The organism is Paenarthrobacter sp. 10L412, from assembly GCF_056395565.1.
In genome coordinates this window covers 37,874-59,114 of sequence record NZ_JBFTJT010000012.1, presented here as the reverse complement: position 1 = coordinate 59,114, position 21,241 = coordinate 37,874, and the positions used below count along the sequence as shown (strand labels likewise).

Sequence of the window (21,241 nt, the reverse complement as noted above, 5' to 3'; positions counted from 1 at the left end):
TGTTCTGAGGGCTCAGAACAACCACTAATGCGAGCTAGTTGCCGACAGCGTTAGAGTTCTGGAACAGCTTCCTCGGCCACCGCCGTGGCCTCCGCGAACTGGGTCCTGTACAACTCCGCATAGCGGCCGTCGGCAACAAGCAGCTCGGTGTGAGTGCCGCGCTCCACGATCCTGCCATCCTCTACCACCAGGATCACGTCCGCAGCACGGATCGTGGACAACCTGTGGGCAATCACGACGGCGGTACGCCCTTCGAGCGCTTCCCCCAAGGCCGCCTGGACGGCGGCTTCGTTGGTGGAGTCCAGCGCGGCGGTAGCCTCATCAAGAATCACCACGCGCGGCTGCTTGATGAGCAAACGGGCGATGGTAAGCCTTTGCCGTTCCCCACCGGAGAGCCGGTACCCGCGCTCGCCAACGACTGTTTCCAGGCCATCCGGAAGAGACCGGATCATGGGTTCCAGGCGTGCCCGCCGGAGCACTTCCCACATGTCCTCTTCCGTGGCATCCGGCCGGGCAAGGCGCAGGTTGGATGCAATGGTTTCGTGGAACAGATGGCCATCCTGGGTCACCATGCCCAGTGCGTCGCGCAGGGAGTCAAAGCGGAGGTCCCGGACATCCACGCCGGTGCCAGGTCCGCGCCCACCAAGGCGCACCGCTCCGGAGTCGACGTCGTACAGGCGCGACAACAGTTGGGCCACCGTGGACTTTCCTGCGCCGGAGGAGCCCACCAAGGCCACCGTCTGGCCCGGCTCAACACGGAAGCTGACACCGTGCAGGACTTCCTCGCCGCCACGTGTGTCCAGGGTGGACACGTCTTCGAGGGAGGCAAGGGAAACTTTGTCCGCCGACGGGTAGGAAAAGCGGACGTCGTGGAATTCCACGGCGACGGGTCCGGACGGAACGGCTACAGCGTCCGGCTTTTCCGTGATGAGTGGCTGCAGGTCCAGGATCTCGAAGACCCGCTCGAAGCTGACAAGTGCGCTCATGATTTCCACACGCGCGTTGGAGAGCGCGGTGAGCGGAGCGTAGAGACGCGTCAGGAGGAGGGCCAGGACCACTACGTCCCCTGGCGCCAGTTGGCCACCAAGGGCAAGCCACCCGCCCAAACCGTAAACGAGGGCCAAGGCCAAGGCCGAGACCAAAGTCAGCGCCGTGACGAAGGTGAATTGCAGCATGGCGGTGCGGATGCCGATATCGCGCACCCGGCCGGCCCGGGCAGCGAATTCCTGGGATTCCTCGTCCGGCCTGCCGAAGAGCTTCACCAGTGTGGCGCCGGGAGCGGAGAACCTTTCCGTCATCTGCGTACCCATGGCAGCGTTGTGCGCGGCGGCCTCGCGGCGGAGGTCTGCCAGCTTGGAACCCATGCGCCGGGCAGGTATGAGGAAGATTGGCAGCAACACCATGGCCAGAACCGTGACCAGCCAGGACGTGTTGAGCATGACCACCAGGGTCAAGGCGAGCGCCACGACGTTGCTCACCACGCCGGACAACGTGCCGGCGAAGGCTGACTGTGCCCCGATAACGTCATTGTTCAGGCGGCTGACCAGTGCGCCTGTGCGGGTCCTGGTGAAGAAGGCGATGGGCATGCGCTGCACGTGGTCGAACACGCGGGTACGGAGGTCCACGATGACCCCCTCGCCGATGGTGGAGGACAACCATCGGGTCACCAGCCCGACTCCGGCCTCGCCCACAGCCACAACCGCAATGAGGACGGCCAGCCAGATCACGGTGCCCACGTTTGCCTTGGCAATGATGGCGTCAACCACTTGGCCGGCAAGCACTGGCGTGGCGACGGCGAGGAACGCGCCCGCGATCGAGGCAATGACGAAGGCTATGAGTTTGCCCTTGTGCGGCGCGGCAAAGCCCAGCACGCGCTTCAGCGTTTCCTTCGAGAACGGCTGTGAGCCACTCTGGGCACGCGTGATTTTGTACAGCGAGCTCCAAGCAACGCCATCCATGCTCATCGTTTACTTCTCCTGGCTGGGGGTGTGGTGAAGCTCCTGGACACGGCCGTTTTCCAGGTGCCATCGCGAATCGAGCCGAACGTTCTGAAGCAAACGCCGGTCATGGGTGACCAGCAGGAGGGCGCCTTCGTAGCTTTCCAGCGCCTCTTCAAGTTGCTCGATCGCAGGGAGGTCAAGGTGGTTGGTGGGTTCATCAAGCACCAGCAGGTTCACGCCACGGGCTTGCAGGAGGGCCAGCGCGGCACGGGTTCGCTCCCCCGGGGACAATGAATCAACGGTCCGCGAAGTGTGGTCCGCTTTGAGGCCGAACTTGGCCAGGAGCGTGCGGACATCCGCGCTGTTCCAGTCCACCAGCACGGCTTCGACGGCGTCACCAAGCTGCCGTCCGCCGTCGAGCAGTCCGCGGGCTTGATCGATTTCGCCGATGGCGACAGACGCGCCCATGGAGGCCGCGCCGTCGTCCGGTTTCCGGGTGCCCAGCAGCAAGCGCAGCAGAGTGGACTTACCGGCGCCGTTGGGCCCGGTGATGCCGATGCGCTCACCGCCGTTCAGTTGGAGGTTGACCGGTCCCAGCGTGAAGTCGCCTTGGCGGACCACCACGTCACGAAGGGTGGCGACGACGGCACTTGAGCGGGGTGCCTGGCCGATGCTGAACTGCAGCTGCCATTCCTTGCGCGGCTCCTCCACCTCGGTGAGGCGGGCGATGCGCGACTCCATCTGGCGGACCTTCTGTGCCTGCTTTTCGGACGACTCGGTGCTCGCGGCCCTCCGGATTTTGTCGTTGTCCGGGTTCTTCTTCATCGCATTGCGGACGCCCTGGGAGCTCCACTCGCGCTGGGTCCGTGCGCGGGACACAAGATCGGCCTTGGTGTTGGCAAAATCTTCATAACGTTCGCGGGCGTGGCGCTTGGCGACGGCGCGTTCTTCGAGGAACGCTTCGTAGCCGCCGTCGTAGACAGCGACGGAATTCTGGGCGAGGTCCAGCTCCACAACAGTGATGACGCAGCGCGCCAGGAACTCACGGTCGTGGGAAACCAGAACCACTCCTCCGCGCAAGCCTTGCACGAAAGCCTCCAATCGGGCCAGGCCATCAAGGTCAAGGTCATTGGTGGGTTCATCAAGAAGGACAACATCGAAGCGGCTGAGCAGCAGCGCTCCCAAAGCAACCCGGGCGGCCTGCCCGCCGGAGAGACCTGTCATGAGGGCATCGGTGCCAAGCTCAAGGCCAAGATCCGCCAGGACAGCAGGAATCCGTTCCTCCAGGTCTGCAGCACCGGATGCCATCCAGCGGTCAAAGGCCAAAGAGTAAGCGTCATCCGTTCCGGGAGCCCCGGACGCGAGGGCCTCGGCGGTGGCCTCCATCTCGGCAGTGGCCTGTGCACAGCCAGTGCGGCGCGCAATGTACGCTGCGATGGTTTCGCCGGCGGTGCGCTCATGTTCCTGGGGCAGCCAGCCCACAAAGGCGTCCGACGGAGCCAGATTGACGGTCCCCTCCTGCGGCTGGTCCACGCCTGAGAGGATGCGCAGAAGCGTGGATTTGCCAGCGCCGTTCGCGCCTACCACGCCCACCACATCACCGGGCGCAACGGTGAGGGAAAGCTTTGAAAAGAGCGTGCGGTGGCCATGACCACCGGAAAGATCCTTGGCCACCAGTGTTGCAGTCATTCTCTATTCCTCTCGCAGCGCCATCAGGCGCTCGCGTCTACATCACCAGCACGGTAAAACAAGCGCGGGTTCACTTACGAAACGCGGCCACACTGCCCGTGATTCCCATGGGCATGGAAAAACCCGCTGGTCCGGACTTGGGGGGTGTACGGACCAACGGGTTCAAGCATCAAGCATAATTCAATGTGGCGTCGGCGTAAAATCAATCCGTACCTTCGCTCCGGCTCCTTTTTGGGCCAGGCCGGACTTGCCCGTTTGAAATATCCCAGAAAGCCCTCCATGCCCTTACCGTCCAAGGCGTTCCAACGCTGGCTTCACGGCGTTGCCCCCAACGCCAGCACAGCGGACGTCTGCAGGATTTCCGGGATAAAACGGACAACGCTGGCCCAACAGCTGGTCCGCGGCAAGGTGGCAGAGTCAACGCTGGTCAGCATCAGCCGGGGTTATCACATCAATCCCGTGCAAGCCCTGGCCACGTTTGACCTCTACGCAGATCTTCGGGGCGATCCCGTCCCGCCCACTCCTGATGAACTGGTGAGCCAGATTGCCACCATGGATTTGCTGCGTGCCGTAGTGGAACGCAGTGAACCTGGGTCCGTCTCCGTCACAGGACTGTCGCCAACACCGCACCCCACCGCGGTTCGCAACTGGGTGGATGCAATCGACGACGGCGAGTTGCGGCACCGGGTCAGCGAAGCCACCGGCATCGCACCACAGAACTTCTCGGCTCACCTGACCGCCAACAGGCTTCCTCCGGAGCTGGCCATCGCAACGTCGCGGGCTGCCGGCGTCGGACCAGCGGGCGGGCTGGTTGCTGGAGGGCTGATCACCGAGGCCGAGGCCGGCTGGTCCCCCAATGGACGGCAGGAGGCCTTGGACCGGATGACCTTGGGCGAACTGGTGACCCTCGCCGGCGAGAGGCTTCAGGCGCTGGGCAAGACCGTGCGCCGTCAAGAACAAGACCATGAACGAACTGAACGAATTTGGGAGAACCTCGGATGACGGCTGTCCTGCCTTGGGCAACCTTGCTGGTGTGCCTGGCGATTACCATCGCGCGGATTCCGAGCCTGCTCAGGGGTGAGAACCGCGTGGTTTTCTACATTTTCGCGCTGATCACCCTGGATATCCTCCTCAGCATCGAAGGGCCGTACCTTGCCATCGATGCCCTGCTCGGCGGAGTTAACGTCACCAACCTGATCCTGCGGTTCCTGCTGTACGGTACGTTCCTGCTGATGGGCATCAAGATTGCCATGGGTTTCGCTTCCGCGTCAGCGGAACGGGCCATTCGTGGCCCTTGGGGGCTGACAGTCCTGGGAATCACGGTGGCATTGACCACGTTCTTCTTTGTCATCACGGACACCCGCGGTTCCACGGCGGGAATGACAGGGCTGACCTGGGGACCATCCATGGAGGCCTACGCGGCTCTGGGCCGCTTCTATCCTGGATATGTATCAGCGTGTTTGCTGCCCGCGATCTGGCGCACCATCGTAGGCCGCTACCCCGCGTTGTTGCGTGCGGCCTCCGCACTCCTGTTTATTGGCCTGGCGTTGCTTTTGGTGTCCCAACTCTTCCCACTGATCCCACTGGTGCACCTGTGGCTGCGTTCCCTGATTAACTACTCCGCTGTGCTGGCAACCGCCATTGGGCTCGCTGGGATCTGGTTTTCCAAGGCATTTGCCAGGCGCAAAGCAAGACGCACAGCGTAAAGACTTTCACAAAACCATTAGATCGTGGCACAATCATGAATGTGTGAACGCGGTTGCAGCCTGGCACCGGAATCAGAGAACGGGTTTCCGGTGAATGTGGCGCCCACGTGATCACAATTGGGGGGATGAGTGGTGGCGGGCTGTTGGGGACCGCCCCCACTCAGCCTTTTTAACCAGGCTTTCTACAGGCCTCCAAGCCTTCCCTGCCGGGAATCCGCAGTGGCCCGTGACTAAGATGGCTCCATGACCAGCCTTCGCTCCCGCCGTTCTCTTTTCGCCGCTACCCTGGCCGCCGCCGCCCTTGCACTCGCTGCCTGCGGTGGCGGTTCCACTCCAGCCCAGTCCGGTGGCGATACCTCCTTGTCCGACGTGAAATCCAAGGGCGAACTCGTCATCGCAACGGAAGGAACCTACCGCCCGTTCAGCTTCCACGCTGAGGGCGCCGGTGAACTGACAGGCTTCGACGTTGAGATCGCCAAGGCCGTTGCTGAAAAGCTGGGCGTGAAGGCGAGCTTCCAGGAGACGCAATTCGATGGAATCTTCGCGGGCCTGGACGCCAAGCGGTTCGATACCATCGCCAACCAGATCTCCATCAATGCCGAGCGCAAAGCCAAGTACGAGTTCTCCAAGCCCTACACCGTCTCGACCGGCGTTGTGGTGACCAAGAAGGACAATTCCAGCATCAACAGCTTCGCTGACCTCAAGGGCAAGACCACCGCGCAGTCCCTGACCAGCAACTTCTACAAAATGGCCGTGGAGGCCGGCGCCAACGTTCAGGCAGTTGAAGGCTGGGCCCAGTCTGCCACCCTCGTACAGCAGGGACGCGTGGACGCAACGGTGAACGACAAACTCACCTACCTGGACTACGCGAAAACCACCCCGGACTCCGGTTTGAAGGTGGCCGCCGAAGCGCCGGACAAGACCGAGAGCGCCTTGGTGTTCCGAAAGGGTTCCACAGAGCTGGCCAAGGCTGTAGACAAGGCGCTGGATGACCTCCGGGCGGATGGAACCCTGACAAAGATCTCCGAAAAGTACTTCGGTGCGGATGTCACCAAATAAATGAACTGGGACCTCATCTGGAGTTCCTTCGGGCCGATCATCACAGGGGCCGTAACGGGCACCATCCCCCTTACCCTGGCCTCCTTTGCCTTTGGCCTGGTGCTGGCTTTGGTGGTGGCGCTGTTGCGGCTGAGCTCGAATTGGCTGCTGTCCGGCATAGGTCGCTTCTACGTCTCGGTTATCCGCGGTACTCCCCTGCTGGTGCAGCTGTTCGTGATTTTCTTCGGCCTTCCCAGCATTGGCATCCGGCTGGATCCCTGGCCGAGCGCCATCATCGCCTTCTCCTTGAACGTGGGCGGCTACGCTGCCGAGATCATCCGGGCTGCCATACTTTCGGTGCCCAAGGGACAGTGGGAAGCCGGCCACACCATCGGGATGTCCCACCCCCAAACGCTGGTGCGCATCATCCTTCCGCAAGCGGCACGCGTGTCCGTTCCACCGTTGTCCAACACCTTCATTTCCCTGGTTAAGGACACCTCGCTCGCTTCACTCATCCTGGTTACTGAGCTCTTCCGCAATGCCCAGCAAATCGCTGCGTTCAGCCAGGAGTTCATGGCCCTGTACCTGCAGGCAGCCCTGGTTTACTGGGTCATCTGCCTGATCCTTTCCACTGCGCAGTCCGCTGTGGAAAGGAGATTGGACCGCTATGTCGCCCACTGATGCACCTCAACAGCGCGAACCACGCGTCACCTCAGTACTGAAGGCCCGGAACCTCGCGAAGGCCTTCGGCAGCAACGTGGTGCTCCGCGACATCGATATCGACATCCGGCGCGGCCAGGTGGTGGCCCTCATCGGTCCCTCAGGTTCGGGCAAGACCACTGTTTTGCGCTCGCTTAACGGCCTTGAAATCCCCGACGCCGGTACCGTCACCTTTGGCGGCACCGGCCGGGGCCCGGGCTCCGGCTCCGGCTCGGGCTCGGGGAGCGAGACCTCCGATGGCCTCTCGATCGACTTCGGCGCCAAAGTGGGCAAGAAGGAGATCGCTGCGCTCCGGGACCGCAGTGCCATGGTGTTCCAGCACTACAACTTGTTCCCGCACATGACTGTCCTGAAGAACATCATCGAAGGCCCCGTCCAAGTCCAGAAGCGCCCCAAGGCAGAGGCCATCGCCGAAGCCGAACGTTTGCTGGAGCGGGTGGGCCTGGCTGACAAGCGGGACGCCTATCCGTTCGAGCTCTCAGGCGGACAGCAGCAGCGCGTGGGCATCGTCCGCGCCCTGGCGCTCCAGCCTCAACTGCTGTTGTTCGACGAGCCCACCTCGGCCTTGGATCCCGAGCTCGTCGGTGACGTCCTGGGCGTCATCAAGGAACTCGCCGAGGAAGGCTGGACCATGGTGATCGTGACCCACGAGTTGGCCTTCGCCCAGCATGTGGCGGACGAGGTCATCTTCATGGACGGCGGCGTTGTAGTGGAGCGCGGCCCTGCTGCCGAAGTGCTGCGCGCACCCCGGCAGGAACGGACCAAGTTGTTCGTGAAGCGGCTGCAACACGACGTCTAAACCTCTTGGCGGGATCCTCTTGGCACTCGCCAGCCTTTATCGGGCGAACCGCAACGTGACCAATTGGAACGGGCGCAGGACCAGCTCGGCTGCATCCTGCCCCACAGCCACTCCAGGAGCCTCTACCGGCCGTTCGAGCAGGTCGGTGGCCAGGACGCCATGAGCCTCAAAATTGGCCCTGACAACACCGTCTGAGCGTTGTCCCAGGGATTCGTAAAGACGCACAATGACGTCTCCGGAGCCATCCTCAGCCAGCTTCACTGCCTCCACTACCAAGGCAGGGTTGGACACGGACAGCAGGGGTTCCACTGGCTTGCTGCCAGTGACATAGCGGGGCTTCAGGTTGGTGCGGTAGCCCTCCTCCACGGCATCCCCGATCCCGGCTCCAGGCCTGACGGACAGTTCAAGTGTGTGCTCGCCGCGGTCTGCTTCGGGGTCCGGGTACCTGGCGGAGCGCAACAGCGAGACACGGACGGTGGTGGTCGTGCCCCCGTCTCCGCGAACAGCCCTGGTGACGTCGTGCCCATAGCTGGAGGAGTTGCTGACGGCCACGCCATAACCTGGCTCTGCAACGTGGATCCAGCGATGGGCGCAGATCTCGAACTTCGCAGCATCCCATGATGTGTTCGTGTGGGTCGGCCGGAACACATGGCCGAACTGGGTCTCGGAGGCCGAACGGTCCGCCCGGACATCCAGTGGGAAGGCGATCTTGAGCATCTTTTCGCGTTCTTGCCAGTCCACTGTGGTGGAGATCCCCAGCGACTCCGCACCGGCGTCGAGCGTTATTCGTTGCGTGATGGTGGAGGCACCAACCGTACGCTTGACCACCACGACGGCGCCTGCCTCCGTGCGCTCAAGATCGATGGTTTCCGCCTGGGTCACTTTGGTGACGTTGCGCCGGTAGAACTCCTCGATGTCCCAGGCATCCCATTCATTCGGAGTATCCCTGAACAGCTCAAGCAGGTTGCCGGGCTGACTGGGCACCATCGCCTCGCGGCCAGTGGAATAGTCCATGAGTGAGGTCAACAAGCCGTCACTGTCCACGACAGCGCGGATGATTCCGTTGTCCAGGATGTACCCGCCATCCTTTTCGCCGGCATCAACAACTGCCTCCGGCTTCACGGCTTCCGCGGCTGCGAGTGCCGGCACGCCAGCCCGCTTGTGCGGGGCCGCATTGAGCAGGAACTGCCTGTCTCCTTGGCCAACGAGCGCCTGAGCGGCCTTGCCGATGATGGCCTCGAGATCGCGGGCGATCGCTTCATAATTCCGCTCGGCGTCCTGGTGGACCCAGGCGATGGAACTGCCGGGCAGGATGTCGTGGAACTGCTGCAGGAGCACCAACCGCCACAGCCTCTTGAGCTCCGTTTCGGGGTAGGAGTAGAGGTCGCCCAGGCGCACTGCAGCCGTCGAGCACCACAGTTCTGCCTCGCGCAGGAGGTGCTCGCTGCGCCGGTTGCCCCGCTTGGTCTTCGCCTGGCTGGTGTACGTTCCGCGGTGCATCTCCAAGTACATCTCGCCCACCCACACCGGGAGGTTGCGGTATTCGGCCTCGGCCGCCGTGAAGAAGTCCCTGGCCGTGCCCATGCGGACCTTGGGGGAACCTTCAAGATCCGCCGTGCGGTGTGCAGCCGCCACCATCTCGCGTGTGGGACCACCGCCGCCATCGCCATAACCGAAGGGAACCAGCGACATGGTGCCGCGGCCGTGGTCACGGTAGTTGCGTTCCGCATGCGCAAGTTCTCGGGCATGGAGCTCAGCGTTATACGTGTCCACCGGCGGGAAATGGGTGAACAACCGTGTGCCATCGATGCCTTCCCACGTGAAGGTATGGTGTGGCATCCGGTTCACCTTGTTCCACGAAATCTTCTGCGTAAGGAACCATCGCAAACCCGCGGACTTGACGATTTGTGGCAGCGCTCCCGAGTAACCGAAGGAATCGGGCAGCCATGCTTCCTGGCACTCCACATCGAATTCCTTCAAGAAGAAACTCTTGCCTTCCACGAACTGGCGCGCCATGGCCTCGCCACCGGGCATGTTGGTGTCCGATTCAACCCACATCCCACCGACTGGAACGAACTGCCCGGCCCGGACCTTTTCCCGGATGCGGACAAAGAGTTCAGGGAAGAATTCCTTGATCCAGGCCATCTGCTGAGCTGAGGAGCACGAGAAGATGAAGTCGGGGTCCTCGTCCATGAGGGCCACCACGTTGGAGAAGGTGCGGGCACACTTGCGGATTGTTTCACGGACGGGCCACAACCACGCGGAGTCGATGTGCGCATGACCGGTAGCCAGGAGTTCGTGGGCCGAAGCATAGGCGGGGCGGCTCAGTACTTCGGCCAATGCCTCGCGGCCTGCGGCAGCCGTTCCTGCGACGTCGTCCGGATCCATGATGTCCAGCATCCGTTCCAGGGCCCGCAGGATTTCGTGGCGGCGCGGCAGGTCCATGGGGAGCTCGTGCATGAGCCCGCTCAATGTCCACACGTCCTGGTTGAGTTCCCACACCGTCTCGTTGAGTTCGGCAATGGCAATCCGGCCCAGACGATACCGGGGTTCGTCGCCGGAGGTCGCCTTATCCCCCAAAGGAGTAGGCGCAAATGACCAACCCTGCGACACGTCCGGGTTGGCTGCCGCTTCCACATAGAAATCAACGGACAATCCGCCGCCGAGCAGCTTCAGCGGAACGTGGTAATTACGCGGTGAGATCGCTTTGATGATGCTGGCATCGGCGTGCCAGGCCGTGCCTTCGCATTGGAACCCCGGCACATCGCTGTTGAAACCGAGGTCCACGATGATTTCCACCGCCGTACCCTTGGCTGAACCCCAGCCTTCTGGAACTTCACCCTGGAGCCGGAGCCATTTAGTGCTCCATGGCTTACCCCAAGGTGCGCCCGGCTCCTGGGGCGTGAAGAGCTGGCGCATGGCCTCCGCTGCGGGCACGGGTTCTCCAGGCGCGTCCCAGCTGCTGAGGTGCAGCGGGACGGACCTGCCGTAAATGGCCGGAAGAAGGCGTTCCCGAACGAATCGATCGAGACGCTGTTCAGTGATCCGGCGGTCGTCGTGCAATTAAATCCCCTTAGGCATTGGCTGGTGGCAAAGCGTCATGGCCGGCTGGCGAGCCGGCACTTTATGGACGGCATTATTAGAGGACACAGCGATTCCAATCGATGGATAAAATCTACGTTGTTCCAGCTCAATAGCCAAGTGATCGAGGACTATCCGCAGCGAATGGGGCCCTCAGCCAGCCTCTACCCCTACGATCCTGTCCCTGCCCGCGTACACGTTCAGGCTCGCACCGCGGCTGAAGCCCACCAGCGTGATACCCGTTTCGTCCGCGAGCTCGGCAGCGAGGCTCGATGGAGCGCTGACGGCCGCAAGGACGGGAATGCCCGCCATGGCAGCTTTCTGGACGAGCTCGAAAGATGCCCGGCCGGATACCTGAAGAACTGTGCCTTTCAGTGGCAGCTTGCCTGCCCGCAAAGCCCAACCCACCACTTTGTCCACGGCGTTGTGGCGCCCCACGTCTTCCCGCAGGCACAGCAGCTCGGTAGTACCGTCGTCGTGAATCCTGAAAAGGCCCGCGGCATGGACGCCACCGGTTTTGGCGAAGACCGCCTGCGCCTCACGCAACCGGTCCGGGAGGGCAGCCAGTGCTCTTACGGGGACCGTCACGTCATCGTCCTGGGGACTATGACGTGAGGACTTCCGGACGGCGTCGATCGAGTCGGTACCGCAAATGCCGCAGGAGCTTGAAGTGTAGACGTTACGGCCGGTGTCCGGACGTTCGACGTCGGGCCGCAGCTGTGCGTCCACCACGTTGAAGGTCTGTACGCCGTCCTCGTCCTCCCCTGCGCAGAAACGCTCGGACACCAGTTGCCCCGGCTCCCAGATGATGCCCTCCGAGACAAGGAACCCCGCCACCAGATCGAAGTCGTCTCCAGGGGTCCGCATGGTCACCGAGAAGGACATTTCACCAAGACGGATCTCCAGGGGCTCCTCGACCGCCAGGACGTCTTCCTTGTAACGAACAGGGTGTTCCAGGGCCTGGGGCGATCCGTCCAGGACGAACTTATGCAGCTTTCGGCGCTGGGTCACACGTCCCATGTCAGGATCCGTTCTCCTCTGGGTGTTTTACGAACCGCACAGTCATGGCCTTGTAGCCGGGCGTGTTCGATTCGCGGGCCACAAGCTCGCGGTGCACCAGGGCGTTGGCCTCCGGGAAGTAGGCGGCAGCGCAGCCCTTGGCCGTGGGATATGAGATCAGCCGGAACTTATTGGCTCGCCGCTCCGTGCCCGCAAAGGTGGAAATGACATCCACCAGGTCACGGTCCTTGAAACCCAGGCCAGCGATGTCTTCCTCGTGGACCAGGATCACCCTGCGGGCGTCCGAGACCCCGCGGTAGCGGTCATCAAGGCCATAGAACGTGGTGTTGTATTGGTCGTGGCTGCGCACCGTCTGCAGGATCAAATGGCCCTCTGGAGCTTCAAGATACTCCAGCGGACTTACCGAGAACCGTGCTTTGCCGATGTCAGTGGCGAAGGTACGGGTATCCCGTGGCGGGTTCGGGAGGACGAAACCGTTCTTTGTCCGGACCCTGGCGTTGAAGTCCTCGAACCCCGGGATAACACGTGAGATGTGGTCCCGGATCACGTCATAATCCTCTGCCATGGCGCGCCAGTCCACGCCGTGGTCATCCCCGAGTGTCGCTTGCGCTATGCGGGCCACGATCACGGGTTCGCTCAGGAGGTGCTCTGAGATCGGAGCCAGCCTGCCCTGCGTCTTGTGGATGACCGACATTGAGTCCTCTACGGAGAGGAACTGCTTGCCCTTGGGGTGTTTGTCGTCCGTGTCCGTGCGTCCAAGTGTGGGCAGGATCAGGGATGTCTTCCCGTGCACCACGTGGGCACGGTTCGGTTTGGTGGAGATGTGGACCGTCAGTCCGGCGGTCTTGAGCCCGGCTTCCAGTGCTGCGGTGTCAGACCCGGCTGCAGCGAAGTTTCCACCCATGGACACGAAGACATCCACCTCCCCCATTTCCAGGGCGTGCTGGGTCTCCACAGAGTCATATCCATGCTCTCGAGGCATCTGGAACCCAAATTCCTTGTCCAGCGCGGCAAGGAACGTTTCGCCGGGCTTCTCCCAAATACCCATGGTGCGATCGCCCTGCACGTTGGAGTGGCCACGCACCGGGCAGGCGCCAGCTCCCCGCTTGCCGAAGTTGCCTTGGAGCAGCAGCAGGTTGATGATCTCCTTCAGCGTATCCACGGAGTGCGGCTGCTGGGTCAAGCCCAGCGCCCAGCAAATAATGGTTGCCTTTGACTTGGCCATAAGCCCGGCCACAGTGACGATCTCCTCGCGGGACAAGCCGGTTGCGCGCTCGGTTTCCTCCCAGTCCAGCTGGGACCGTGCCTTGGCGTACGCGTCGAAGCCCTCGGTCTGCTTTCCGATAAATGACTGGTCGACGATCGTTCCCGGGTTCCGCTTCTCTTCCTCCAGGAGCAGGTGGCCCAGTGCCTGGAACAACGCGAGGTCGCCACCGACCTTGATCTTGAGGAACTCATCCGCGATCGTAGTGCCGCCGCCGATCACGCCGTTGAGGGACTGGGGGTCCTTGAAGTTCAGCAGCCCGGCTTCCGGAAGCGGGTTCACGGCCACGATCTTTCCGCCGTTGTTCTTGCAGTCACGCAGAGCGGACAACATGCGAGGATGGTTGGTCCCGGGGTTCTGGCCCACCACGAACACCAGTTCGGCGTGGTGGATGTCCTCCAGCGAAACCGTTCCCTTGCCGATTCCGATGGTCGGGTTCAGCGCGCTGCCCGAGGACTCATGGCACATGTTGGAGCAGTCCGGAAGGTTGTTGGTTCCGATGCTGCGGGCAAACAACTGGTACATGAACGCGGTCTCGTTGGCCGTGCGGCCGGACGTGTAGAAAACACAGCGATCGGGTGTGGTGGCATTGATATGCTCCCCGATCAAGGCAAAGGCTTCAGTCCAGCTGATCGGGGAATAGTGGGTATCCCCAGGTTTGAGGACTACCGGCTCGGCGATCCGCCCTTGGCTCCCCAACCAATATTCGGTCTTGTCCTCAAGATCGGCAATGGAATGTGCTGCCCAGAAATCTGCGCCGACCGTCCGTGTGGTGCTTTCCTCAGCGATTGCCTTGGCGCCGTTCTCACAGAATTCCGCGGGACTGCGACGTCCCGTGATGGATTCCGGCCAGGCGCAGCCCGGGCAATCAAAGCCATCATGCTGGTTGACCCTGAGCATGGAGCGGACCGTGCGGGCTACTCCTGCCTGGGAGTAGCCTCTTTCAAGGGCGACAGTGACAGCTTTGAGGCCTGCCGCGGCCTTCTTGGGCGGGTGGATTTGCAGGTCATCTTCATTGATGTCCTGTTCGGGAGCATGCCTGTTCATGGGTCCATCATTGCAAGCCAGGGCACCCAGTTACCACCTGCGTCCATCCGGGGACGTTCAGGATTCCAGCGCGCTCCAGTCAACAGGACCGGAAGAAGCCTTCTTTTGTTGCCTGGCCGGCGGCTTGCGTGGTTTTCCTGCAGCATCTTGGGGCGTGGGCAGAGGTTTGCCCCATGGCAAAGAAAAAGCCGGGACCAGCTCGCCCATCTGGACACCATGCGGCGGCACCACCATGACGCCATCTGCTCCCGCCAGCCCTCGCATCATCCCAGGCCCTGCATGCTGCGCGGGCGATGCCAATCCGTAGACCAGCTTGAACGGCATCAGGCGCGTCCGTCCAGGATCGGCGTCGATCATTGCACCGCTGGGAACCTCGCCGACGTCCTCCAGCTTCCCGTGGCCAAGCGCTGCGAGCAGCGGCCCCCCGACCGTGAACAGCGCCATCATGGCAGCCAGCGGATTCCCGGGCAGGCCCAGCACGAAGCGCCCGTCCGGAAGCTCCGCCAACACGGCCGGGTGCCCGGGGCGCATGGCAATGCCATCGATCAGCAGCCGGCCGCCCAGTTCAGCTACGGCCCTCCTGAAATGGTCCGTCCCTGAGCGTCCGGTCCCGCCCGTAGTAATCACGACGTCGGCCGGCGGCTCCGCTGCGGCAAATGGTGACGCGGGTTCAGGCTCGGTGTCCTGCAAAGCCGCAAGCCAGTCGTCGTAGTTGTCGCCTACCTTAAGTTGCTCTCCTGCGATGCCACCCAGGAGTTCGACGACGGCGCCGAGCTGAGGGCCAAAGGTATCCCGGACCTTGCCTGGCACGGGGACGCCTTGCGTCACCACTTCCGACCCCGTCAGGAGAAACCGCACCAAAGGTTTCCCCAGGACTTCCAATTCATCCAGACCGGCCAGGGCAGCCAAGGCAATGTGCGCAGGATTCAGGATGGTGCCGGCTTTGAGCAGCACGTCCCCTTCGGCAGCTTCCTCGGCAGCTTTGCGGATGTGCTGGCCATTGCGTGGCTCCCCCGGCTTCGCGGACCCGCCAAGCGCAAGGATCGGAAGACCGTCGTCGTCCGTGGTGATAACGCCACTTTCGCTGCGCAGAACAGCCTTGGCGCCTGGCGGAATGAGTCCTCCGGTGACGATGGGACTGGCCTGGTGGGGAGCAAGTCTGTGGCCGGGCTCAACAAGAATCCATGGGCCCGTTCCGTTGACGGCCCAGCCGTCCATTGCGGAGGACGCATAGTGCGGCATGTCCTGAATGGCCACTGCATCCGAGGCAAGTGTCCTTCCCAAGGCAGCCTTCAATGGCACTGGGCTTGGCGGGATGGGAGCAGCGACCTCAAAGGCACGTTGCCGGGCCTCATGCCATGTGTGTGCCGCGTGGTGGTGGCCCTGTCCGGGGGCCTCGGTCATTCCGCCTCAGTCCCGGGCTCCAGGTATTGCTTGGCAACCTGGCGGGCCAGGTCAAGGGCAGCGCTCATGGCGGTGTCGTCCGCCGCTTGTCCGATCCCCCTGGCCATACCGGCAGCGTAACCGGCGATGAACGTAGTCAGGGGCGCCGCAGGCCGCACCACGGAGTGGGCTGCAACTCCTGCCACCGAGAGGACTTCATTGATGTCCACTTCAACGCCCTCAAGCTCAAAGGCCTGCAGCAGTGTGCGGCACCAATCCTCGAGCGTCTCTTCCTGGCTCTTCATGTCCGCCTCCTGCTCGTTGTGTATGCCCAGGGCCGCAGCGTCCTCCCACGTGTCCACATCATCGGTAGACCCATCGGGGACAGTAACGGCCAGCAGGTTCAGCCTAGCAAGCAGCCGGAACACTGAAGAGTTCGTTAACCCCGAAGCTGCCGAAGCTACGGCAACTTCCCTTTCCAAAGCGGTGGTGCTGTAGACCCCCAGGAGGGGCTGTTGCCGGCCGTCGGCTGAGACGGCCATGGCACCTTCCACTTCAGGATGGGCACGCAATCCTTCCCAGAGGGGCGCAATGCCCCTGGAGGCGTGCGGCATGTCGCATGCCAGGACGAGCGTCCACGGCGCTGGCTGCCCATTCTGGTGAAAAGCCGCCAGACCAGCAGCAATCGCGGCGGCAGGGCCAGCAAAGGCCGGCTCCTCCCGGGCGCTAAGAACTCCATCCGGCAGGACGCCGCCGATACCAGAGGTGTCAGGACCAACCACCACCACAACTGAAGCACCCCGTGCCGCCTGCACGGCATGCGCAAGGAGGCTGGCGCCGTCGAACGTTAGTCCGGGCTTGGGCACGCCACCGAGGCGGGTGGCCCTGCCACCCGCCAGAATCACAGCGTTGAACTCCATCCGCCCAGATTACCCGGACGGCGGGAGCCCAACAGAAATCGATCAGGCGGCGGATTCCGGCAACAGGAACGGGTCCCAGTCCGGCGCAGGTTTCTCGAGTTCTTTGATCTGCCACATGGTTCCTGTGGGCACGCCAGGTTTGAAACGAAGTTTCCAACCCATCTCGGCGAGCGTGTGGTCACTCTTGGCGTTGTTGCATTTCAAACACGCCGCAACCAGGTTTTCCCAGGAATCCGCGCCGCCCCTGGATTTGGGGTGGACGTGGTCTATGGTGTGGGCTGTTTTCCCGCAATAGGCGCAGCGATGGCCGTCGCGGCGGAGTACCCCGCGGCGGCTCACGGCAGTGATCCTGTTGTACCGGGGCCGGATGTAGCGATTGAGAAGAATCACGGATGGTCTCCCGAGAATCTCCTGTGGCCCGACGACAGGCTCGTCGCCTTCGGCCACCACGCTAGCTTTTCCAGTCAGCACAAGGACCAGCGCCCGGCGGAAGGTTACTACCGCCAGCGGTTCATATCCAGCATTCAGAACGAGTGTGCGCATGCACGTACCTCTTCACGGCCGCACCCGTCAGGGGCACGAGGGCCGGCTGCCCTCTGCTTGTACGGGCTGTGGATCGACAACACAAGGGTAAGCACTTATATGCCATATCAACGAATTTTTCCGCCGTTTCGCCTGTGGTGTTGGCGAAAGTTCATGTGCGGGACACCCCGTGGTTAAAGCAGAACACCCCGCCGGCCTGAGCCTGCGGGGTGTTCCGTGGAGTATTTGATCAGCCGTTGACGCGGATGAAAACCGGGCCGGAGCCAACGTTCACGCTGAACAGTGCCGTGGTGGATCCGTTCCATCCGCCGTGGACTGCCATGCCGTTGCCGACGTAAACAGCGATGTGTGCCATTCCGCCGTAGCCACCGTTGGCATAGTAAGCGAGGTCGCCGGGCTGGGCTTCAGCTGCACTGACCGTGCGGCCGAGGGAGAGGTAGCCGGCCGGCCAATCGTGGAAGTGAATACCGACGGCGGCCAGCGAGTTGGTCACCAGCATGGTGCAGTCCTGCGTGACGCCGAGCTGTGCGTAGGCCGCTGCAGCGATAGCCGCACCGAGGCCGCTGGATGCAGCAGGCGCCTTGGCCGCGGACGCATCAGTGTTGACCGCCAAAGTAGCGGTGCCGCCAGCAGCCGGAGCTTCCTTGACAGGTGCCTTCTCGACGACGGGAGCCGGGGCTTCCACAGTCTTGACCACAGGGCGCTCGTAGGAGATGGCGACGCTGGAATCGGCAGCAATGGTGGCCTGGGCAACCGACTGCACATCAAGGGTGGACGCAGAAGTAGATTCGCGCTGGACGTTGGTGTCCGCAGCATTTGCAGCAACGCCGCTGGCCAGGACAAGGCCCGATGCAGCTGCGATCACTGCTGCCTGACGGCCAACGCCACCGGCGTTGTCGCTGACAGCCTTTGCAATGACGGCAAGTGAGCTGGTCTTGGGGGCCTCAGCTCTATGCCGTGCAACCTTGTTTGCACTGGTCATGATTACTCTCTTTTCGTATCCGCGCACGGTGGGGTCGCACGCGGGTTATGGGCTGCCAGCACTTGGGGGGCATGCTGGCTTACCCCGAATGGGATTTTCTAGCGGAGGGTGTAGAACGAGGACGTGCCGGTGGAGGCCGCGGAGTGCAGGAGCGTGCCCTGGCTGGGGTTCAAAGCGCTGATCATCATGCCGTTACCGACGTAGATGCCCACGTGGGCTCCGCCGTTCTGCACGACGAGGTCGCCAGGGGCAGGCGTGCTGGTGGGCGTCATGACCGTCCAGGCATTGACGCGGGGGATGCTGATGCCGGCCTGGGCGTAAACCCACTGGGTAAATCCGGAGCAGTCCCAGCCGTTGGGGGAAGTGCCGCCCCAAACGTAGGGGTGGCCGATGCCCGTGTAGGCAATTGCTGCAAGTCCTGAGGCTGCCGCGCTTGAAGCGGCATCCTTGGCCTTGGAGGACAGGGCAGCGAGGGTGCCGTTCGCTTGGTCTTCGGTTGCCGTGCGCTGGGAGGCCCGCTGAACCTTGGGAGCTTCCTTGGTAGCCACAACGGGGCTCTCGAAGGAAACGGTTGCGGTGGGCTCCGCGGTAACAACTGCGGTGGCGACCAACTGCTGGGTGCTGGAGGATTCCGACTTGGAGACGTCGGTGTCAGCGGCCTGGGCCGGAAGTCCAACGCTGAGAACGAGCCCCGAGGCTGCGGCCAGAACGGCGGCTTGGCGGCCTACGGTGCCTGCATTGGTTGAGACAGCCTTGGAAAGGGTGTTCAACGGGTTCGTGCGAACCAATTCGGCGCGGTGGCGCGCAGGGGTAGTGCGTGATGACACGAAGGTAGCCTCTCCCAATGCCTGCGAGGTGAGCTGTCGGATTCGGATGGGAGTCATCCGGCCGCGCGGCTTCAAGGAAGCTTTTGCGACTTAACCCCAAGGTCTTCTGACTCGAAGACCAAAATTGGTTCCCCCGCCCCTGCCAGACGATTTTTGCGAACGGACCTCGAGTGGTGGCAGAGCTAGGCAATCCACTCAAGTGCATCGGCCCCCTAAAAAGCCGATGCGCTTTAGACGGTACAACAGATGTTCGTGAATGTCACATTCAGGTCACGGGGCGTGTCATGAATGCGATAGACAACCATCAACTGGCTCAGAGCCAGCCCATGGGATCTACGACTTCGCCGTTTACCTGGACCTCGAAGTGGAGGTGGCAGCCGGTAGATGCTCCTGTGGTGCCACTCAGCGCGACGGTATCGCCGCGGCTGACAGTCTGTCCCACTTTGACGTTGAAGGACGACAGGTGGTTGTACGTGGTCTCGAGGCCGTTGCCGTGATCAATCACGACGCGGTTGCCTCCGCCGTACTCATGCCACCCGGCGAATGTGACCTTGCCTGCGGCTGCGGCGTGAACGGCGGTTCCGCACTGGGCCACGAAGTCCTGGCCACGGTGGAAGTCGCCGGTGCCGCCGGTAAGGGGGCTGACACGGTAGCCAAACGGCGATGCCGTGACCAGCTTGTCCAGCGGACTTCCCAAGGTGCCAAGTGAGGAGGCGCGCTGGATGCTCCCCGCTGACTGGGCGCTCAGCAACTGCTTGAGTTTGCCGTCAGGATCAGCGGCGGTAGCGACGGCTGCGCGACTGAAATCGATTTTGGCAGAGGCTGCTGCAGAAACTTCCGGTTGGCTGCCACCGGGCACGGAGAGGGCCGCCTCGGCCTGGCCGGACTCGGACGTGGCCATGACGGGGCTTGTGGCAGGCAGGCCTACAGTCAGGGCAAGTCCGGTGGCGGCAAGCGCGACACCGGCCTTCTGCCCGACACCACTGGCTGCGGCGAAGTCGGCTACCTGGCGCAACGGGCTCTTACGGCGGCGCACCTGACGCGGGGTGTCGCGTGGCCGGATCTCCATTGCGGCGCGGGCTGGCCGCAGCTCAGCAGCGGGGCCGGACGCGCGGCGGCGGCCCCTGACGTTCTGCGATGTCAAACTCTGTTCCTCTCTGGAAAGCCTGCGAAGTTAGCTGTCGGATTCGGGTCAGAGAGTTCAAAGACCCGGTCCGCACGAAGCGCAAACGGCACACAGGTATCCCCGGAAGGACTTGCGTTAGTAGGCACTTCTGCTGCGGACTTCACCCCAAGGCTGCTTCTTTAGGCAGCCGCTTGTGGTTCCCCCGCCTCTGCCAGTAGTTGATGACACACCTGATCTGCTGGCAGAGCTCGGCTCCAGATCAGGTAACGCTTTGGTATCGGCGCTAGTAGATAACTATAGGTGATTAAAGCCCGCAGTAATAAATTCGTTATCTTTCCAAACGACCGTGTTGTGGGTGACCCATATCATCAGTCGCGGAAATCCGCAGGTCACACGCGCGCCAACCACCCCAAAGTGAGATCTGACACTCCCCGCGGTCAGAGGGAAAGTCAGAGTCAGCTGACGGCGACGAAGACGTGCGCAGCTACCTCGGGAGGCAGCTCCAGCGCTCCTTCAATGCCGGGAACGCGGACGGAGATGTACTCCCCCACCCGTTCCAAGGAGACAGTTGCGCCAGGACGAATTCCGCCTTCGTCGAGCTGGGTGAGGAGCTCGGGCTCAACCTGGATGGGCTCAGCAAGCCGGCTGACCACTACGCGGGAATCGGCAGCGTACCCGTCCATCGCATGCAGCAGGTTCACGTCCAGCCGGGCAAGGGGCTGGTTGGCGAGGCCGCCAAGCGCTTCCAAACCCGGGATGGGGTTGCCATACGGTGACTCCGTGGGGTGTTCCAACAATTCATAGAGCCGCCGTTCCACCCGTTCGCTCATGACGTGCTCCCAGCGACATGCTTCGTCATGAACGTACGCCCAGTCCAGACCAATGACATCCGCCAGGAGCCTCTCGGCAAGGCGGTGCTTTCGCATGACTTCGGTGGCCCGCTTGCGCCCGACTTCGGTCAGTTCCAGGTGGCGGTCGTTGGACACAATCACCAGGCCATCGCGTTCCATACGTCCAATGGTCTGGGAAACCGTGGGACCCGAGTGCCGCAGACGCTCCGCAATGCGTGCGCGAAGAGCCACGATGTTCTCTTCTTCAAGCTCCAAAATGGTCCGAAGATACATCTCAGTGGTATCGATCAGATCCGTCATCCAGC

At 62.6% G+C, this 21,241-nt stretch carries 17 protein-coding genes and 2 riboswitches; of the genes, 5 read left to right on the top strand and 12 right to left on the bottom strand.

Going from position 1 to position 21,241, the window contains the following annotated elements; all coding sequences use genetic code 11:
* Positions 1–50: 50 nt before the first annotated feature.
* Together AC1DD7_RS17375 and AC1DD7_RS17370 are read right to left on the bottom strand one after the other, a co-directional pair.
* Complete coding sequence (locus AC1DD7_RS17375) at positions 51–1,964, bottom strand: ABC transporter ATP-binding protein (protein ID WP_477515965.1); 1,914 nt, start codon at positions 1,962–1,964, stop codon at positions 51–53.
* A gap of 3 nt (positions 1,965–1,967) precedes the next feature.
* Positions 1,968–3,629: an ABC-F family ATP-binding cassette domain-containing protein gene (locus AC1DD7_RS17370; protein WP_477515964.1), complete on the bottom strand. Its 1,662-nt coding sequence runs from the start codon at positions 3,627–3,629 to the stop codon at positions 1,968–1,970.
* A gap of 279 nt (positions 3,630–3,908) precedes the next feature.
* Between AC1DD7_RS17370 and AC1DD7_RS17365 the strand changes: the two genes are divergently transcribed.
* The 5 genes from AC1DD7_RS17365 (at position 3,909) to AC1DD7_RS17345 (ending at position 7,892) form a co-directional block, all read left to right on the top strand.
* Positions 3,909–4,631 carry a hypothetical protein gene (locus AC1DD7_RS17365; protein ID WP_477515963.1) on the top strand — a complete coding sequence of 241 codons (723 nt, stop codon included), beginning with the start codon at positions 3,909–3,911 and terminating at the stop codon, positions 4,629–4,631.
* A complete protein-coding gene (locus AC1DD7_RS17360) occupies positions 4,628–5,335 on the top strand; it encodes a hypothetical protein (RefSeq protein WP_477515962.1) in 708 nt (235 codons plus the stop codon). The genes AC1DD7_RS17365 and AC1DD7_RS17360 overlap by 4 nt, the downstream gene beginning before the upstream one ends.
* A 243-nt stretch (positions 5,336–5,578) precedes the next feature.
* The gene (locus tag AC1DD7_RS17355) at positions 5,579–6,394 is read left to right on the top strand and encodes an amino acid ABC transporter substrate-binding protein (protein WP_477515961.1); all 816 of its coding nucleotides are present in this window, start codon (positions 5,579–5,581) and stop codon (positions 6,392–6,394) included.
* Positions 6,395–7,054, top strand: coding sequence for an amino acid ABC transporter permease (locus AC1DD7_RS17350; RefSeq protein WP_477515960.1), 660 nt, complete (start codon positions 6,395–6,397; stop codon positions 7,052–7,054).
* Positions 7,041–7,892, top strand: coding sequence for an amino acid ABC transporter ATP-binding protein (locus AC1DD7_RS17345; protein ID WP_477515959.1), 852 nt, complete (start codon positions 7,041–7,043; stop codon positions 7,890–7,892). The genes AC1DD7_RS17350 and AC1DD7_RS17345 overlap by 14 nt, the downstream gene beginning before the upstream one ends.
* Positions 7,893–7,928: 36 nt before the next feature.
* Here the strand turns inward: AC1DD7_RS17345 and AC1DD7_RS17340 are convergent, their stop codons facing one another.
* The 10 genes from AC1DD7_RS17340 to AC1DD7_RS17295 all read right to left on the bottom strand — a co-directional run bounded on the left by AC1DD7_RS17340 (position 7,929) and on the right by AC1DD7_RS17295 (position 21,236).
* The gene (locus AC1DD7_RS17340) at positions 7,929–10,955 is read right to left on the bottom strand and encodes an alpha-mannosidase (protein ID WP_477515958.1); all 3,027 of its coding nucleotides are present in this window, start codon (positions 10,953–10,955) and stop codon (positions 7,929–7,931) included.
* A gap of 171 nt (positions 10,956–11,126) precedes the next feature.
* A complete protein-coding gene (fdhD, locus tag AC1DD7_RS17335; protein ID WP_477515957.1) occupies positions 11,127–11,993 on the bottom strand; it encodes a formate dehydrogenase accessory sulfurtransferase FdhD in 867 nt (288 codons plus the stop codon).
* Between the two features lies 1 nt (position 11,994).
* Complete coding sequence (locus tag AC1DD7_RS17330; RefSeq protein WP_477515956.1) at positions 11,995–14,304, bottom strand: FdhF/YdeP family oxidoreductase; 2,310 nt, start codon at positions 14,302–14,304, stop codon at positions 11,995–11,997.
* Between the two features lie 57 nt (positions 14,305–14,361).
* Positions 14,362–15,708: a molybdopterin molybdotransferase MoeA gene (locus AC1DD7_RS17325; RefSeq protein WP_477515955.1), complete on the bottom strand. Its 1,347-nt coding sequence runs from the start codon at positions 15,706–15,708 to the stop codon at positions 14,362–14,364.
* Positions 15,705–16,607, bottom strand: coding sequence for an NTP transferase domain-containing protein (locus tag AC1DD7_RS17320; protein WP_477515954.1), 903 nt, complete (start codon positions 16,605–16,607; stop codon positions 15,705–15,707). Before AC1DD7_RS17320 ends, AC1DD7_RS17325 begins: the two co-directional genes overlap by 4 nt.
* Positions 16,608–16,649: 42 nt before the next feature.
* A complete protein-coding gene (locus AC1DD7_RS17315; protein WP_216926047.1) occupies positions 16,650–17,150 on the bottom strand; it encodes an HNH endonuclease in 501 nt (166 codons plus the stop codon).
* Between the two features lie 229 nt (positions 17,151–17,379).
* Positions 17,380–18,132, bottom strand: coding sequence for an NlpC/P60 family protein (locus tag AC1DD7_RS17310; RefSeq protein WP_477515953.1), 753 nt, complete (start codon positions 18,130–18,132; stop codon positions 17,380–17,382).
* A 98-nt stretch (positions 18,133–18,230) separates the two neighbouring features.
* Positions 18,231–18,959, bottom strand: a complete 729-nt coding sequence (locus AC1DD7_RS17305) for a C40 family peptidase (protein WP_477515952.1) — start codon at positions 18,957–18,959, stop codon at positions 18,231–18,233.
* 4 nt (positions 18,960–18,963) lie between these two features.
* A riboswitch (cyclic di-AMP (ydaO/yuaA leader) is annotated at positions 18,964–19,127 on the bottom strand.
* 145 nt (positions 19,128–19,272) lie between these two features.
* Positions 19,273–20,103, bottom strand: a complete 831-nt coding sequence (locus AC1DD7_RS17300; RefSeq protein ID WP_431118572.1) for a M23 family metallopeptidase — start codon at positions 20,101–20,103, stop codon at positions 19,273–19,275.
* A 6-nt stretch (positions 20,104–20,109) separates the two neighbouring features.
* Positions 20,110–20,339: riboswitch (cyclic di-AMP (ydaO/yuaA leader) on the bottom strand.
* A 201-nt stretch (positions 20,340–20,540) separates the two neighbouring features.
* Entirely contained in the window at positions 20,541–21,236 is a 696-nt protein-coding gene (locus tag AC1DD7_RS17295) for an iron-dependent transcriptional repressor DtxR (RefSeq protein WP_442018464.1), read from the bottom strand.
* Between the last annotated feature and the right edge of the window lie 5 nt (positions 21,237–21,241).